Source organism: Pseudoalteromonas sp. 68 DY56-GL68, assembly GCF_041414825.1.
In the GTDB taxonomy this organism is placed as follows: domain Bacteria; phylum Pseudomonadota; class Gammaproteobacteria; order Enterobacterales; family Alteromonadaceae; genus Pseudoalteromonas.
Genome location: NZ_JAOCZL010000006.1, coordinates 286,065 through 302,705, shown reverse-complemented (window position 1 = coordinate 302,705; position 16,641 = coordinate 286,065). Strand labels below are relative to the sequence as shown.

Annotated in this window: 14 protein-coding genes; 10 read left to right on the top strand and 4 right to left on the bottom strand. The window is 39.6% G+C overall.

Features of this window, described 5'->3' with window-relative positions; genetic code table 11:
• Positions 1 to 363 precede the first annotated feature (363 nt).
• Both NYF15_RS02095 and rmuC read left to right on the top strand, forming a co-directional pair.
• Complete coding sequence (locus tag NYF15_RS02095) at positions 364 to 3,507, top strand: SNF2-related protein (RefSeq protein WP_371352618.1); 3,144 nt, start codon at positions 364 to 366, stop codon at positions 3,505 to 3,507.
• A 229-nt stretch (positions 3,508 to 3,736) separates the two neighbouring features.
• On the top strand, positions 3,737 to 5,203 hold the full coding sequence (gene rmuC / locus NYF15_RS02090; protein ID WP_371352617.1) for a DNA recombination protein RmuC: 1,467 nt from the start codon (positions 3,737 to 3,739) through the stop codon (positions 5,201 to 5,203).
• A gap of 35 nt (positions 5,204 to 5,238) precedes the next feature.
• Here the strand turns inward: rmuC and NYF15_RS02085 are convergent, their stop codons facing one another.
• Complete coding sequence (locus NYF15_RS02085; RefSeq protein ID WP_371352616.1) at positions 5,239 to 5,943, bottom strand: hypothetical protein; 705 nt, start codon at positions 5,941 to 5,943, stop codon at positions 5,239 to 5,241.
• A gap of 126 nt (positions 5,944 to 6,069) precedes the next feature.
• Here NYF15_RS02085 and NYF15_RS02080 point away from each other — a divergent pair, with 126 nt between their 5' ends.
• Positions 6,070 to 6,645: a DJ-1/PfpI family protein gene (locus tag NYF15_RS02080; protein WP_371352615.1), complete on the top strand. Its 576-nt coding sequence runs from the start codon at positions 6,070 to 6,072 to the stop codon at positions 6,643 to 6,645.
• On the opposite strand, the gene NYF15_RS02075 is transcribed toward NYF15_RS02080, so the two are convergent.
• Complete coding sequence (locus tag NYF15_RS02075) at positions 6,640 to 7,521, bottom strand: LysR family transcriptional regulator (protein ID WP_371352614.1); 882 nt, start codon at positions 7,519 to 7,521, stop codon at positions 6,640 to 6,642. The genes NYF15_RS02080 and NYF15_RS02075 overlap by 6 nt on opposite strands.
• A 100-nt stretch (positions 7,522 to 7,621) precedes the next feature.
• Between NYF15_RS02075 and NYF15_RS02070 the strand changes: the two genes are divergently transcribed.
• From NYF15_RS02070 to NYF15_RS02055, 4 genes are all read left to right on the top strand, one after another.
• Positions 7,622 to 8,110 (top strand): DUF2938 domain-containing protein, encoded by a 489-nt coding sequence (locus NYF15_RS02070; RefSeq protein ID WP_371352613.1) that lies wholly within the window; start codon positions 7,622 to 7,624, stop codon positions 8,108 to 8,110.
• A 9-nt stretch (positions 8,111 to 8,119) separates the two neighbouring features.
• A complete protein-coding gene (tmpT, locus tag NYF15_RS02065) occupies positions 8,120 to 8,770 on the top strand; it encodes a thiopurine S-methyltransferase (protein WP_371352612.1) in 651 nt (216 codons plus the stop codon).
• Between the two features lie 325 nt (positions 8,771 to 9,095).
• On the top strand, positions 9,096 to 9,896 hold the full coding sequence (locus tag NYF15_RS02060; RefSeq protein ID WP_371352611.1) for a class III extradiol ring-cleavage dioxygenase: 801 nt from the start codon (positions 9,096 to 9,098) through the stop codon (positions 9,894 to 9,896).
• A gap of 95 nt (positions 9,897 to 9,991) precedes the next feature.
• Entirely contained in the window at positions 9,992 to 12,322 is a 2,331-nt protein-coding gene (locus NYF15_RS02055) for a S9 family peptidase (RefSeq protein WP_371352610.1), read from the top strand.
• A 91-nt stretch (positions 12,323 to 12,413) separates the two neighbouring features.
• Here NYF15_RS02055 and NYF15_RS02050 read toward each other — a convergent pair whose 3' ends face one another.
• Entirely contained in the window at positions 12,414 to 13,301 is an 888-nt protein-coding gene (locus tag NYF15_RS02050) for a LysR family transcriptional regulator (RefSeq protein WP_371352609.1), read from the bottom strand.
• A gap of 108 nt (positions 13,302 to 13,409) precedes the next feature.
• Here NYF15_RS02050 and NYF15_RS02045 point away from each other — a divergent pair, with 108 nt between their 5' ends.
• On the top strand, positions 13,410 to 13,625 hold the full coding sequence (locus tag NYF15_RS02045) for a DUF2798 domain-containing protein (protein WP_371352608.1): 216 nt from the start codon (positions 13,410 to 13,412) through the stop codon (positions 13,623 to 13,625).
• A gap of 96 nt (positions 13,626 to 13,721) precedes the next feature.
• Positions 13,722 to 14,603 (top strand): alpha/beta hydrolase, encoded by an 882-nt coding sequence (locus tag NYF15_RS02040; RefSeq protein WP_371352607.1) that lies wholly within the window; start codon positions 13,722 to 13,724, stop codon positions 14,601 to 14,603.
• A 126-nt stretch (positions 14,604 to 14,729) separates the two neighbouring features.
• On the opposite strand, the gene NYF15_RS02035 is transcribed toward NYF15_RS02040, so the two are convergent.
• A complete protein-coding gene (locus NYF15_RS02035; RefSeq protein WP_371352606.1) occupies positions 14,730 to 15,578 on the bottom strand; it encodes a LysR family transcriptional regulator in 849 nt (282 codons plus the stop codon).
• A gap of 119 nt (positions 15,579 to 15,697) precedes the next feature.
• Here NYF15_RS02035 and NYF15_RS02030 point away from each other — a divergent pair, with 119 nt between their 5' ends.
• Positions 15,698 to 16,360: an FMN-dependent NADH-azoreductase gene (locus NYF15_RS02030; protein ID WP_371352605.1), complete on the top strand. Its 663-nt coding sequence runs from the start codon at positions 15,698 to 15,700 to the stop codon at positions 16,358 to 16,360.
• The last annotated feature ends 281 nt before the right edge of the window (positions 16,361 to 16,641 follow it).

The following is a 16,641-nucleotide window of genomic DNA, read 5'->3' as shown; positions in this document are numbered from 1 at the left end:
TTTTTCTCTTTTGTTAGTAAAATAATGATCTATTACCAGTAAAATTGGTATTTATTACACTCTGAGATCAGTTTTTTACCAACTAATCACCCCTTTACAGGCTTTTTACTCTCATAATTAGATTGCTTAGTAAAAAATTGATCTGTAAAGCCCCTGCCTTGTTATTAACCTGTTTGTATCTTGTGCGATTGTTGTTTGTTAAATGCTCAGTATGTCAGTTTGTAGCTTTGATTCTCGTTTAAAACAGTTTTTTACCAAGTTATCAGCTCCAACCAGTCCAATATTGCCCAATAGTGCTTTAGCTCTGGGCTGATAGATCATATACTGGCAGAATTATTTTTTGTTTTTACTGCCAAAAACGTTATGTCTGCTAACTTATCTAAAAGTGACTTACTAGCTATCTTTGAAGAAATTAAACAAGAGCAAGAAACTCAGTTTCCTCTATCCGAGCGCTTCATTAAACAGCTATTTAAGCCGCACGTGTTAAGTAAAGCAAAAGAATATCACCAGAACGGTCAAATCAACTGGTTAGAGCATAACAGTGACTTTAGTATTATCGATGCATCAATGTTTGGTAACGAAGGCAATACTTTTACTCAGCATATTGAGATCAGTAAATTACCAAGTGGCTTTTCGGTTGATTCGCATTGTACTTGTGGCTCTAAAACCAAATGCCGTCATATCGCGGCTGTTCTTCTTAAGCTCAAAATAGAACATTCTGGCGATTATGGGGAAGACTACATCATTAACGATTGGTTTAGTGAGCTTAAAACCCTTAAGCAAATTGCCAACGATAATGCCAAACACGTTTTATTATTCGTCCTTGATGTAGAGAAATCTGTTGTCACCCTTACCCCTAAAATTGCTAATTATGATGCTGATCATAATTATACTCTCGGGCGTAACCTAACCGAGCAGCAGTTAAATAGTTTTGTAACCCCCACTGATTTATTAGAAACTGATTTTCGTTTATATAGCTGGATCCGTTCTCAGAATGCCCTTGGTAAATTAGAGCTAAAAGGCCAATGGGGTTTTGCAGCACTGCAGCAATTAATTGCTACTCAGCGTTTGTTTTTAGGTCGCTCTCGCCAAGCAATTAAAGCTGATAGCATGCAAGCACTAGAGTTTGATTGGAAACAAAACAAAGACTTAACATCGTTGAGCATGACGCTTGCTGGCCAAGATAATTGGTTATTGCTTAAAACAACCCCCCCTACTTATCTTGACCCTGAAAAACTAAAGGTAGGTCGTATTCGTACTCCGTTAACGGCAGATGAGATTGCTTTACTTGCCAATATGCCTGCTATTCACACAGAGAACTTTGACCGCGTTTATCAACAACTCAATGATAATTTTGGTGAAGGTGTGATCCCTCATGCATTTAAGCAAAGTAAAAAAAGCCTCGCCCGAACGGTATTCCCAGTCATCAGTATTAATAATGATGAGGGAACAATTCGTTTATCATTGCAGTTTAATTATCAAAACTCTTTGTATGACTTAAGCCAAGCGCCAGCGGATATACTAAATCAGTCATTAGAAAACACTGTTGTAAATGAGTTAACTAACCTTGGCTTTGAGTTATGTAAAGGGGCTTTACAGTCAGAGTTTGTCTTTAATAAACAATCAGTTATTCATGAACATTGGTTAAAGTTCGAAATAATTCCAAACTTATTAAAACGAGGTTGGAAGATTAATGATGAGTTAGACGTAGGCAAAGTTCTAAAACAACTTTCACTCCAAGTTGAGCGTGGTAAAGGCCATCAGATAGTTAGTAAAATCGTGATCTCGGGAGTCAAAACACTACAACTATTTACTACAGAGAATTCCGACTTCCAATCTCTTAATAGACAAAGTGAACTGTTTTATTACTTCAATGTGGGAAAACGTTTTGCTGTAGTAGAAAAAAATGCAATCACACAATTAAATGACTATCGCAAGCGATTTGAGTACATTAAAACCCGTGACGAAATCTTAATGCCTTTATCGTTTTTGCCTAAGCTTATCGAGCAAAAAGCAATTAAGATTAATATTGTTGACGACGCTCTAGATGCTTACTTATCTGAATTAAATAGCTCACAGCAGCTTATTAAAAAGTCCGATATTCAAGGCTTAAACCAAGGTGTGCAATTGCGTGAGTATCAACAACACGGAGTTGATTGGCTTAACTTTTTAAAACGACATCAACTTGGTGGTATTTTGGCAGATGACATGGGGCTAGGTAAAACCCTACAAGTTATTGCCTTTTTAGCTAATGCCAAGCAATCACCACAAGCTGGCCCTACGTTAATTGTTTGCCCAACCAGCTTGGTCGGTAACTGGCAAAGTGAAATTAATAAGTTTGCGAGCAACTTAAAAATCACCACCGTCTTTGGTGCTGCGCGCAGTGACCAATTACAACAGCTGTCGCAAGCAGATTGTATCTTAACAACTTACCCACTGTTGAAACGTGACATTGCCTTTTATTCGCCGTTGTATTTTGAAAACATCATTCTTGATGAAGCGCAATATATCAAAAACGATGCTGCGCAGGTTTCACGCTTGGTCAAGCGTCTGAATGCTGACTTTAAGCTCTGCTTAAGCGGTACGCCTATCGAAAATAACTTATTTGAGCTTAAATCCTTACTCGATTTTGCGATGCCTTCTTTACTTGGTTCGCAAGCACATTTTAAGAGCTATTTTCAAACGCCTATTGAGCGTGATAACGACGTTGCCCGTGCTGATGAGCTTAAATCGTTAATTATGCCATTTATTTTGCGTCGTACTAAAGCACAGGTAACGCAAGAACTCCCAGAGAAGACTGAACTAGTTAAAGAGTTCGAATTTGAAAGCAAACAAAAAGAAATTTACACCGGTATAACTGAATCTTTAGAACAGAAATTAGTCGACCTATTTGCCCAGCAAGGTGTGCAAAAAAGTAAGCTAGCTTTTTTAGATGCATTATTAAAGCTCAGACAAATCTGCTGTCATCCAAAATTGATCGACCCTAGTTCACAGGCTGGCAGCGCTAAGCTTGAGTGGTTATCTAAGCATTTGCCTATCATGCTTAGCGAAGGTCGTAAGGTGATTATATTTAGTCAATTCACCATGGCACTTGATGTGATAGCTGAGCGATTAAATGAGCTTGGCATTCGCTTTAGTATGCTTACCGGGCAAACACGACACCGTGACCGTGTTATCGAAGAGTTTACTCAAGGTGATACATCTGTATTCTTAATTAGCCTTAAAGCCGGCGGTACAGGGTTAAACCTAACTCAAGCCGATACTGTGATTCATTTTGACCCTTGGTGGAACCCTGCTGTTGAGAAACAAGCGACAGACCGTGCCTACCGTATTGGCCAAACTAACCCTGTGTTTGTTTATAAATTGATTATGGCTAACTCAATTGAACAAAAAGTGTTTAAAATGCAGCAGCATAAGCAAGCCCTTGTTGATGCATTATTTACCGAAAAATCAATGAGTTTTACTCAATTTGATGAAGAGCAAATGCTTGCTCTGATAAAAAATTAAATTTTTTTAAAGTTTTTTTGAACTAATCAAATTTTAGGGCGTCTATTATTATGCTTGTTGTTAAATTGCAGTTTACATAAGCATTATGTTGATTTCCCATTTGGTTACTAAATTTTAGTAATGTTAGAGCCAGCTCACCTTGAGCTGGCTTTTTTTATGCCTAAACCCCCTACTCTGCTGAGCGCTAATTCGTTATGATGATGTGTCTTTAAGTTATTGAGTTTTCGTTATGATTACAGAGCTAATTGCACAGATTAATTGGCAAAGTGGTGTGCTTGGTGCTGCTGTAGGTGCTGTTGCAAGTGGTGTTATTTTTGCCCTACAAAAAAGTCGCTTAAAAAATCAGTTAACCGAACTGCAAAATAGTCAGCAAATCCAACAAAATCATTTAGAACAAAAGCAGCTGCAACTTGAACAAAGCCAGCTTACGCTTTCCCAGTTACAGCAAGATTACGCTGAACAACGTGATGAGTCTCAACACTTTAAAACCCGCTTTGTAGAACAAGAAAAGCAAGCACAACAATACAACCAGTTTTGGCGTCAAGTTGAAGCTGAGCTTGCTGATACTAAAGCTGCACTTAATCAGCGGGATGTTGATTTAAGTACCCTACGAAGTACTATAGAACAAAAAGAGCTGCATTTTAAAGAGCAGCTTAGTCATATCAAAGAAAGCAAAGAGCAACTCAAAAAAGAGTTTGAAAATCTCGCTAATCAAATCCTTGAAGAAAAATCGCAGCGTTTCAAAACCTTAAATCAAGAGAGTATTGAGCAGCTACTAAAACCGGTTCAAGGTGAGCTAAAAGGCTTTCGCGATAAGATGGAATTGATCCACGTTGAAGATCTAAAGCAGCGTGCAGCGCTAAAAACTGAGTTATTGCATTTACAGGCTAAAAGCCAAGCTATCACTGAACAAGCCGATAGGCTGAGCACCGCATTACAAGGACAAAAGAAAACCCAAGGTAATTGGGGTGAGTTAATGCTTGAAAATGTACTCGACAGCGCTGGGCTACGTGCAGGTATAGATTATCAACGTGAAGTGTCGTTTAACACCGAAGATGGCCGTTTACGCCCTGATGTTGTGGTGTATTTACCTCAGCAACGTCATTTAGTTATCGATGCTAAAACCTCATTAAACGCGTATACACGCTATGTAAATGCCGACACAGAGCTTGAGGCGCAGCAAGCGCTCAAAGAGCATGTCACGGCGGTGCAATCACGTATAAACGAGTTAGCAAGCAAAGCCTACGATAGACTGCCGGGTATTAACTCTCCCGAAGTGGTGATCATGTTTGTGCCGATAGAGTCGGCTTTTGTTGAAGCGCTTAAATATCAAAGTGATATATATCAACAAGCTATCGAAAAAAACATCTTAGTTGCTACTCCAACGACCTTATTGACTAGCTTGAACATCGTAAAACAACTGTGGCGCTTTGAAGAGCAAACTAAATTCTCAAAAGAGCTTGCCGCCCGTGCTGAGCGTTTTTACAACAAGCTCAATGGTTTCCTAACCAGTATGGAAGGGGTCGGTAAGCAATTAGACCGCGCCAAAGAAAGCTACGACAAAGCGTTTTCTCAGCTGTATCGTGGTAAAGGAAACTTAATTAAGCAAGCCTCTGAGTTCAAAGAACTGGGGGTTTCTGTTCAAAAAGAGCTACCCGCGGAAACTGTTGAAAAAGCCCACTTAGAGTTAGATTAAATGCGATACAAAAAAGCTAACGTCAGCAGAACTTATTAATTAATAAGTTCTGCTGAAACAATATCGTTGAGCATCAAAAAGTGGTTAAGTACTGATTCTTCAAGTTCGAATACCTGCGCTAGTTTTTCGCCACTTGCTGACATTCCAGTTTGCGCACCTGCAAACTCGATATGTAACCCTAAACGCTTTAGGGTTTGCGCGTCGTAACTATAAATAGCAGAATCACGTTTCTCGGTAATACCAGGCATCATACCTATGATAGTAACCGCCTGTTCTACATTAATGATCTCGAAAAATTGTCGCTCTGCGGTTTGCCATTTTGCTATATAGCTAGCGACCTCGGGTGGCTGATCCATTGGCACGTATAATGGCTGTAATGAGCCGCCATGCCAGCCTATAACGGCTTGTTCCTCAACAAGTACATGTGGACTGGCGGTAAGTACATAGTTGGCACACGACGATGCACAAAGCTCGCGTACCACAATATCGAGTTGATACTCATGAACTAAGCCTCCGAAATGGAGACCTGCCATCACATCACCACCTTCGCTATTAATAATTAAGGTGTTGATTTGCTGATCGCTATTTACTAATAATTGTTCAAACTTTTCAACATTTTGCTTTGATGTTTCGCCCTGAAAATAAATAGTGCCCGACGATACTTCACTAATTTCAACAACGCTTTGCTGTGTTGTTTTACAACCAACCAGCAGCACGCTCAATAATAATAAAAAACGCATTAACAATGCCTTGAAGTTTTGTTTGTATACAGTGCGCAATTTAATAATATGTCATTAACGAACTGCAAAAATGGCATAGTACGTTTTTTTACTTGAGAAATAAATCCATATAATGGGAACAATTGTATGAATATTGGAATTTACATCTATGATGATGCCGAAGTGCTTGATTTCTCAGGTCCGTTTGAGGTGTTTAGTACTGCCAAGCGTCTAGCGAATAATGACTGGCAAGTAGCTTTAATTGCTGAAAGTGATAGGCCTGTAATTGCCCGTGGTGGTTATAGTGTAAACCCCCATTACAGCTTTGCTGACTGCCCTTTGCTTGATCTCCTTGTTGTGGTTGGTGGTGACCATACTCAAGAGCTCGAAAAAGCAGAGGTTATTACTTGGTTAAAACACACTGCCACTAACACCAAGCGTGTTGCGAGTGTTTGTACGGGGGCGTTTTTGCTTGCTAAAACTGGGCTTTTAAACGGTAAAAATGTCACGACTCATTGGCAAGATCAACTTGAGCTGGCTGCTATGTTTTCTGATCTCAATGTGATTGCAGATACTCGTTGGGTCACCGACGGTAAGTTTACCAGCTCAGGGGGAATTTCTGCTGGCATTGATATGAGCCTAGCGTTAATCGCTGAGTTTATTAGTTACGAACACGCCCTACTGACCGCCAAACAGATGGAATATCAATGGCAGACTTTATAATTGTTCAGCAATATAGTCGGTTATAAACTGTTTTAAACAGGCAGCCTTTTTACTCAGTAAACGAGCGCTTGGCCAGATAGCATAAATGTCGCGGTTTTCCCCTCGCCAGTGTGGCAGTACTTGAACTAGCTGTTGAGATTTTAATTCATCTATAACCTCAAACCGAGGTAACAAGGCGATACCTTGCTCATCACAAACTAAGTATTTTACAAATCCAGTATCGTTAAAAGTGGTAGCAAATCGGCACATGTGAGTATAAGTTGCATTCGTTTGTGTATTGGTTAACTGCCATTTATTTCTCAACGTGGTACCAATTAATCTATGCTGTTTCAAATCAGCAGGCTCTTCTATGGCAGGTGCCGATTCAAGGTATGCTTTAGTACTTACAAATAAGGTATCAACACTGCCTAACTTTTTTTGATGGAGCATAGAATCATCCTGCGGCCCTACTCGTATTGCTATATCAGCTTGGCTTTTACTGAGATCTTCAAGTTGATTATTAAGCAGTAGCTCAAGTTGAATATCAGGGAACTGTTTAGTAAATGCGAGCCACATTGGCTTTAAGAAACCATGACTAATATTCAGAGGTGCTAAAACTTTAAGCTTTCCTGACAATTGTGCTTTTTGCTCATTAAGCTGGCGATGGGTTTGTTCAAATTGCTCAATTAATTCAACATAACTTTGAAAATACACCTCCCCTGCTTGCGTTAACGTGCATTGCCTTGCCGAGCGATTTAAAAGCTGCTCACCTAGGCGTTGCTCAAGTCGCTGTAAGCGTCTCGATACAGTTGCGGTAGGCAGCGACAAGCTCTCAGCCGCATTACTTAGGCCGCCTTGTTTAACAATCTGTATGAATAGAGCAATATCGTCAATCATGTTCTCATTAATGCAATCATTGTTTGTTTATCTTGCTATTTTTAGCACTTTTGCAATTAGATATCATGCCTTTTATTAAATCATTTAAGAGCATCTAATTATGAGTGTTAATGATATTTATGTGATAACTTTTGTAGGCATAGCGGCGACTTTGTTCATTGATCTTTATGCTTTTTTGCTAGCTAAAGTGTTTAAGGTACCTTCATTAAACTTTTGTTTAGTTGGCCGTTGGGGCTTGGTGTTATTAGATGGAAAGTTTATGCACCAGAATATAGCAGCTAGCCCTGTTAAGCATTTTGAGTGCGTGTTTGGCTGGTGCTTACACTACTTTATTGGTGTTTTATTTTCGTTTCTATTTATATTACTGGTCGGTATTGCTTGGCTTGAACAGCCCACCTTAATCGCTGCATGTATATTTGGATTAGCTAGCGTATCTATGCCATTTTTTGTTATGCAGCCAGCTTTAGGGATGGGGATAATGGCTACGAAAACCGCAAACCCATTTCAAGCCCGCTTAAAGAGTAGTGTAACTCACCTACTTTTTGGTGTCGGATTATATTTATCAGCTCAATTCATTCAATTTATTTAGGAGTAAGTAATGGACGCAAAGCATTGGCATCAACGTTGGGAAAATAACGAAATAGGTTTTCATGAAGGAGAGGTTAACCGTTATCTAGATCAGTATTTTACTAACTTGAATTTACAACAAGGTGATACTGTTTTCGTGCCACTGTGCGGTAAAACTCACGACATTCATTATTTGCTAGCGCAAGGTATGCGTGTTGTTGGGGCTGAGCTTAGTGAGATTGCCATTAAGCAATTATTTGATGAGTTAAAACTAGAACCCGAAATCAGCCAACACGGCGAGCTATTACGTTACCAAGGCGCAAATCTAACCGTTTGGGTAGGTGATATCTTTGCACTGACCGCGAATGAACTTGGCACTATCAACGCGGTTTATGACCGTGCCGCCTTAGTTGCGCTGCCAAAGCCTGTACGCATTCGCTATACCCAGCATTTACTTGAATTAACCAATAGAGCTAAACAATTAGTGGTGGTATTTGAGTATCAGCAAAGTGAGTTTTCGGGTCCGCCGTTTAGTGTAGTCGCCGATGAGCTACATCAGCACTACGATGCTTTTTATCAACTGACATTACTGTGTAAAGAGCCTCTCGAAGGTGGCTTAAAAGGGCAAGTCCCTGCCATGAACGTAGCTTGGCATCTCATACCAATCCGCAATAATACTTAATCATTTTGAGGGATTAAACCTGTCGCTACCTGCGTTAAAAATTTCTGATTTACGACTGCATGGATGCAGAAGGTAGAGCAATGCAGGAGCAATTGCCGAGCACAACTAAATAACAAAATTTTTGCCTTGTTAGCAACAAGGTTTTATTGCCTCAAAATAGACCACTTTATTAAGCGAATTGGTATAAGTTAGTACTTACAAATTTTCAGTGTGTAAATTCACACCCTAGTTGTGCGTTTTTGTGGCTGGTTATTGTATCTCTGTGCGTGCACCATAGTTAAAAGCGAATTGGTATGAAAAGAAAGCGTATTTAAGGAGCACATTTATGCAAAAGCCACGCGTTTTATTTGTTTCTCATGGCGGCGGTCCTATGCCTTTACTTGGCGATCCAAGTCATGCCGATATGGTTACGTGTTTGCAATCTATTGCTGCAAAAATTCAAAAGCCGTCAGCTATTTTGATGGTGAGTGCGCACTGGGAAGCGAACCCAATTAGCATTACTTCGAGTGCTGCTCCTGAGTTAATTTATGATTACTATGGTTTTCCTGAGCGTGCTTACAGTATTGAGTACCCAAGCCCAGGTGAACCAGCCCTTGCCGAAAAAGTACATCAGGCATTGGCAAAAGCTAATATCGATAGCACATTAAACCCATCTCGTGGCTTTGATCACGGTATGTATGTGCCTTTGAAGATTATGTATCCAGAAGCAGATATACCTTGTGTGCAATTGTCGTTACATCCAAGCCTTGAGCCAAGCTTACACTTGGCAATAGGTGAGGCTTTACAACAGCTTGATTACGATAATTTATTGATCATTGGTTCTGGCTTTACTTTTCATAATATGCGCGCATTTTTCACCCCTGAAACCGCTGAAATTAAAGCGCAAAATATGGCTTTTGAGCAATGGTTAGTTGATGTATGTGGCAATACTGAGCTGAGTGAACAACAGCGACAAGCTAAGTTATTAGAATGGCAAATGGCCCCCGCGGCGCGGTTTAGTCATCCTCGTGAAGAACACTTATTGCCATTACATGTTTGCTATGGTGCGGCAATGCGCTCCTGTAGTGATATTTACGAACTAAGTATTGCTAACAAGCAAGCCAGTATGTTCTTGTGGAACGCGTGATTTTAAGTTTAAACACATTGTTTTCACGATAAATGTTAAGATTTTATTAAGTTAATTTGTTACGCTTGATTGGTTAAAACCAAGGGATAACAAAAATGAACTTAATAAAAACATCAACCCTTGCGTTTGCTGTGGTTGCGGGTTTAGGTTTGCAAGCATGCTCTAGTACAGAGCAAGCGAACACGCCATCAGCAACAGTGAACGCAACGGCTAATCCGCTCTCGCTTGAACAAATTTATAAAGAAAAAGACTTTAAAGCTGAGCGTAGCACCTATTTTACGTGGCTCGATGATGGTACTGGCTACACCGTACTTGAAGAGCGCGAAAGCGATAAAAACAACCAAGACGATAAAGCTAAAGACGATGAGCATGGCGTAAAAGGCAATGATATTGTGTTTTATAACGCCGATGGAACGGGTCGTAAGGTACTTGTTAACTACGAAAAATTAATTCCCAAAGGTGATAAAGAGCCACTCACCGTTGAAAGCTACCAATGGTCTAAAGATGGTAAATGGCTGATGGTTTTTACCAATGGCGAGCAAGTGTGGCGCTCACGTAGCCGCGGTGATTTTTGGCTTTTAAATCTCGAAACTGATTCGCTATATCAGTTAGGTGGCGAAAACATTGAAGCGAAAAAGCTGATGTTTGCTAAGTTCTCACCAGATAGCTCAAAAGTCGCTTACGTGCGTGATAACAACATCTATATGGAAAAAGTGGGCAGCAAAGCAGTGACTGCTTTAACCACTGACGGTAACGACACCCTTGTTAATGGTAATTTTGACTGGGTATACGAAGAAGAATTTACCATTCGTGATGGTTTCCGCTGGAGTCCAGACAACAAATCAATTGCCTATTGGCAGCTTGATACCAGTGGCGTGAAATACTTCACGATGATCAATAACACCGATGATCTCTACCCTACCCTTAAAGAATTTCCGTATCCAAAAGCTGGCGAAATGAACTCTGCGGTTAAAGTGGGTGTGGTAAGTCTTAGCGACAAGAAAACCCGTTGGGCTGAACTAGGTGGCGATAATCGCGATCGTTATATTCCACGTATTAGCTGGGCAGGCACTGGTGAATCATTGATGATCCAAGATCTTAACCGCCCGCAAAGCCACAACAAGGTTTGGTTATTCGACTGGCAAAAACAACAGCTGACTAAAATTCTTGAAGATAAAGACGATGCCTTTATTGAGTGGTTTTATAAAGCTAATTGGTCAAAAGACGGTAAGTTCTTTATTTGGCACAGTGAGCGTGATGGCTGGCGCCATTTGTACCGTGTATCTCGCGATGGCAAAACGGTTGTTGATTTAACACCGGGCGAGTACGACATCATTGATATGTTAGCGCTCAACGAAGATAAAAACGTTATGTACTTTACTGCATCACCGGATGATCCAGGCCAGCGTTATTTATTCCGTACCTCGCTAGATGGCAGCTCTAAACCAGTGCGCGTAACGCCAGCGTCATTTGATGGTTCAAACAGCTATTACATGTCTAAAGATACCTCTTGGGCAATGCATACCTTCTCTAAATTTGGCACCCCACCAATGAAAGAGATCATCAAAGTAAGCGATCACAGTAATGTGAAAACCTTAGTTGAGAACAAAGCATTAAAAGAGAAATTAGCGACTGAGCAATTACCGACTCACGAGTTCTTTACAGTTAATGCCCGTGATGGTGTTGAGCTTGATGGCTACATCATGTTCCCAGCGAATATGGATAAAAGCAAAAAATACCCAATCGTTTTCTATGTTTATGGTGAGCCATGGGGCTCAACAGTACAAGACCGCTGGGAAGGTAACAGTTACTTATACAAATCGTACTTAACTCAGCAAGGCTTTATTGTTGCCTCAGTTGATAACCGCGGCACGCGCGCACCAAAAGGCAGAGATTGGCGTAAGTCTATCTACAAAAAAATAGGCTCTATTACCGTGCGTGACCAAGTTGACGCCCTTGATGCAATGGCAAAACGTTGGAATGTTATTGATACCGACCGTGTTGGTGTATGGGGTCACTCAGGTGGCGGTAGTTCAACGCTTAATTTGTTATTCCGCCATGGTGATAAATATAAAGTGGGGATTGCCTCAGCCCCTGTGCCAGATATTCGCTTGTACGATACTATCTACCAAGAGCGCTATGCGGGTAACCCAAATACCGATCCTGAAAGTTACGACAACACGTCTCCGATCACTTTTGCAAAAGACCTGCAAGGTAAATTGCTACTGATCCACGGAACTGGAGATGATAACGTTCACTACCAAGGTTCAGAGCGCTTAATTAACGAATTAATTAAGCACAATAAACAGTTCGAGTTTTTCTCTTACCCGAACCGTTCTCACAGCCTACGTGAAGGTGAAGGCACAACCCTGCACTACCACACTATGATGGCTAACTTCTTCGAAAAACACTTACTTAACAAGTAAATATGCTTCAGTAATAAACCGCAGCTTATGCACTTAAGCTGCGGTTTTTTATGCAAACTGTAAACCCCCGTTACAAGCTATTTGTAATTAACTATGGAGTCATATCGAACCAAGGCTGCTCTGCTAAAAAAGCAATTAGCTCTTCTTTAAATTTAAGAGCTCGTTTCGACAAAGTACGCTTTTGGGGCCAAAGAAGTGATATTTCACGTTGCGCTCCCTCCCAAGGAGATAAAACCTGAATAAGTTTACCTTTTTTTATATCTTCATGAACTATGCTCATGGGCAAAAGGGCTATCCCTGCGCCGGCTTTCACTAAGTTCAAAGTGACATTCATATCATTGCTAATATGTTCATGTTTTTTAGATAAAACAAATTTTTCTGGTCCTTTTTCTAATTTCCAATTTTTGAATAACTGTGCCGCAATACTAGGATGAAAGTCGAGTTGATTGATGGTTTCAGGCAGCAAGTTTTGATAGTCAGGAGATACCACAAGTACTGAATGTATTTTTCCTAATTTCTTTTGTATCAATGAAGAGTTTTGTTGAGGGCCAGAGCGAATCGCAATATCGACTTGATTAGCAATAACATCTTTATCGGGATCTCCAAGGCAAATATTAAGTGAAATATGAGGGTTATTTAAAGCAAATGATCGCCAAAAGTTATTGAGAGGCCCGCTACCTATATTGGTGGGTGCCATTATCTTGAGTTCACCTTCTAAGCTGTTCAAAGTATTTTCTAAATTGGAAAGCCGTGAGTTTAATTCATGTACAAAGTCAGCTGTTTCATCGTAGTACGCCTGACCAGCTTGAGTTAAGCTGAGCCCTTTATTTGAGCGGTGAAATAGTTCACACCCTAATTTGACTTCTAGTTCACTTATGCGCCTAGACACGGTTGCTATTGTCATACCTAAATGCTCAGCCCCAGATGTCAAACTTTGCTGTTCAGCAACTGCAATAAAGATCTTTAGATTATCTAACATTCTTGTTTTTCATATTTGCAAATAAGGTTATTAATAATCATGGTATACCACAAATGTGAAAGTCAGTAGTCTAAAACATCTCTTAAACTCAACTAAGGATAAATTTAGATGAAGCATCGTTTTATTTTCGCCATAATTATGTCTTTCGTACTCACATTTTTCATGTCTGCATGGGTCACATTTATTAATATGGGTTTAGTTGAAAACTACACTTCGTATTGGATGTCTGCTTGGTTTTTAGCGTGGCCTGCTGCTGGGGTTATTTCTTTCATTTCAGCGCCTAGGATTCACCGTTTAGCCCATGAAATATGCGAGAAGTTTTAAGGGTATTTAGTTTTATAATATTCAGTTACAAATCCCTGATTAACTTGGTCATAAAGCTAAGGTAGCGTTATTACACTTGTTGACTAGGAATATGATATGGCTTTTTTGAGTGTACGATTTCGTTACATAGTGTTATTGATGTTCTTTTTAATCTTGTCTGCTGTGGTTTATGTTGGAGTTAAGTATCAACAGCACTATAGCTCACGCTTTATTGATATAGATATCAAGTCGAACGCGCTTGCAGAAATGCGCAGAGTTTTCATTCGCTTGCCCAAAGACTACAACCCTAACAAAGCTTATCCGCTCATAATTAAAACTGACGGCAACTTTAACCTTGATACTTGGGATGACGCTTTAAGTATTTTTGAAAGCACCGATGACAAGAATAAGGTTATTCTAGTGGCCATCCCTAACCTGTTTTGGCATGACACTCGAAATCGTGATTTAGTGCCACCTTACGCTCGTAAGGATGTGGCGATAAAAGCGCGCCCGTTTAATCAAAATCAGCGAGAAATATTTGGTAAAGCTGATGTATTTTTAAAGTTTATAGAAACAGAGTTATTACCTTACTTAGAGGGAACGTATCGTATTAGCGGGCAGCGCACACTTACAGGGTTTTCGGCAGGAGGTAGCTTTGTGTTATATACCATGGTTACTAAACCAGAGTTATTTAATGCATACTTTGCTTTTAGCCCTGCGGCTTGGTATGACGATAATGTTGTCGTAAAACAGTTCAGTAAAAGCTTACCTAATACAGCAGGCAACACTCACTATTTTTATGTCACATTAGGTGGTGATGAGAATCCAACCATAACCGGTGCATTTAATGGCTTAGTGAATGTTCTTCAAAAGCATGCACCAAACGACCTTACCTGGCAGTACCACATCAACAAAGGAGCTGACCATGAACAAAACGCAAAACAATCCGTTCGCAGTGCGCTAGATGGGGCTTTTAATCATTTTGGTATGGCTCAGTAATGACGAAAAGCAAAGCTACAAATAGGCGTTAAATCAATTAACTAATTCTGTTTCTAGCAGCTTTTTATGGTTCATTAAAAAACTTTGTAATCAATAGTAACTTAAATGATGTTTACTTTTACATCATTAAGTTAGTAACTGCTCAAGCCATTCAATCACAACTTTATGTGTAGATGTTTCGAAGCGAGACTTTTCGGGAATGTAGTAACACAGTTTTGATTCAACTTCTTGGTTATTAAATGATGTTAGTAAGCCCGCATCTAGATAAGGTTGTACTAAGGTTTTTGAGCAAAACACCACACCTTTATTGGCGAGTACCTGGTTTATTCCAAACAGCTCTTGATCAAATGTTTTTACCTTGAAACATGAATCACTTAGGTTATTTATTTTAAGCCACTGCGTTAATGGTGGGGCTGGAAGGGCATTATTTTTCCATTGGCTTGTATATAAAGTAATCTGTTTATCAAGCCTAGGAGCGCTTTGTTGTGCGTTTGCCGCAAACATATCATAGCGCTCATATTTGATGATATCTGCTTTGTTTACTTCCTCACTATTTCCTAGTCGAACAGGCAGGGTATGCAGTTGCTTATCTAAAGTTTCACTAGTTGATATATCAAGTCGTAAATGTGGTTTTGCGTTATTCAGCTCTTCTAAAGCGGGTATTATTCTTAGGGCTGCTAGAGAAGATGTTGTGGTGATGCGTACTTGGTTATTTGCTTGGCTCAACTGTTCAATTGCCGCAAAAATAAGTTTAAAGCCGCTAGTTGTGTTTTGACTCAGGTACTCTCCTGATGTAGTTAAAGTTATCTTTCTCACTTCGCGATGAAATAAATCAGTATTTAACCGGCTTTCTAGATTTGCGATGTGGTGTGAAACCGCTGTGGGCGTAATGGCAAGTTCAGTTGCCGCAGCTTTAAAGCTTCCAAGGCGGGCTGCTGATTCAAAGGCTTTTAAAGCTTGTAATGATATATGCATAACTAAACTCACTTATATTAATAGCTGAGTAAAACTTATTTATAGTGAATTTTAACTCGTTTGCTAAAACGTCTCAATTTGTTGATGATATCTATACATTAACTAATAAGGTTTTAATTATGACTACTCTTTTACACATTGATGCTAGTGTACGTGAAGTGAAAAATGATAATCCAAATCATAACTCTATTTCTAAAAATATTGCTAAATATTATATTGATACCTTACAAAAAAATAATGCTATAGCTGAGTATATCTATCGTGATGTAGGGATACATCCTCCCTCTTTTATTACTCAAGCTTGGATAGAGGCTGTGTTCACCAATGTTCAAAAAAGGACTATACAGCAGCAGACACTGCTAGCTGAATCTGACGAGCTGATTGGTGAAGTGGCAAAAGCCGACACTATTGTGATATCAACGCCTATGTATAATTACGGCATGCCAGCACAATTAAAAGCATGGTTTGATCAAATTGTAAGAATTAACGAAACCTTTGATTTTGATTTAGAACGAGGAGATTTTCCTCTAAAACCGCTACTTAAAGGGAAACGATTAGTGATCATTACCTCCACTGGAGAATTTGGTTTTGAACAAGGTGGAATACGTGAACATATGAGTCATTTGGTGCCTCACCTTCGCACCTTAAGTCAGTATTTAGGAGTCGATAAAATTGACGAAATTGCCTGTGAATACCAAGAGTTTAAAGATGATAGACATCAGCGTTCACTTACCAATGCTTACGCGAAAGCTGAGCAATTAGCATTCACTCAATATAAATAAAGAAAGCCGCTTGATGCGGCTTATTTAGTTTTTGTAATGGGGGTTTACAGATACGACGAGAGTTAAAATTCATATCACCGCTTTCTTAACGTCTTCTCACTTTTTGGTTTTTACTTGTTCATCTTGGTAACAAATCACTATTCAAAGATTTTGCTTTACCTCATTAGATTTTCTTTAGAACAGCTTAAAGTTAGAACATTTATCCAATAGTTTCAGCCTATAACCCAAGGCTATGATTTAAAGCTTTTTTGTCAATTGTTTAGGTTAAGTTAATTGTGCAA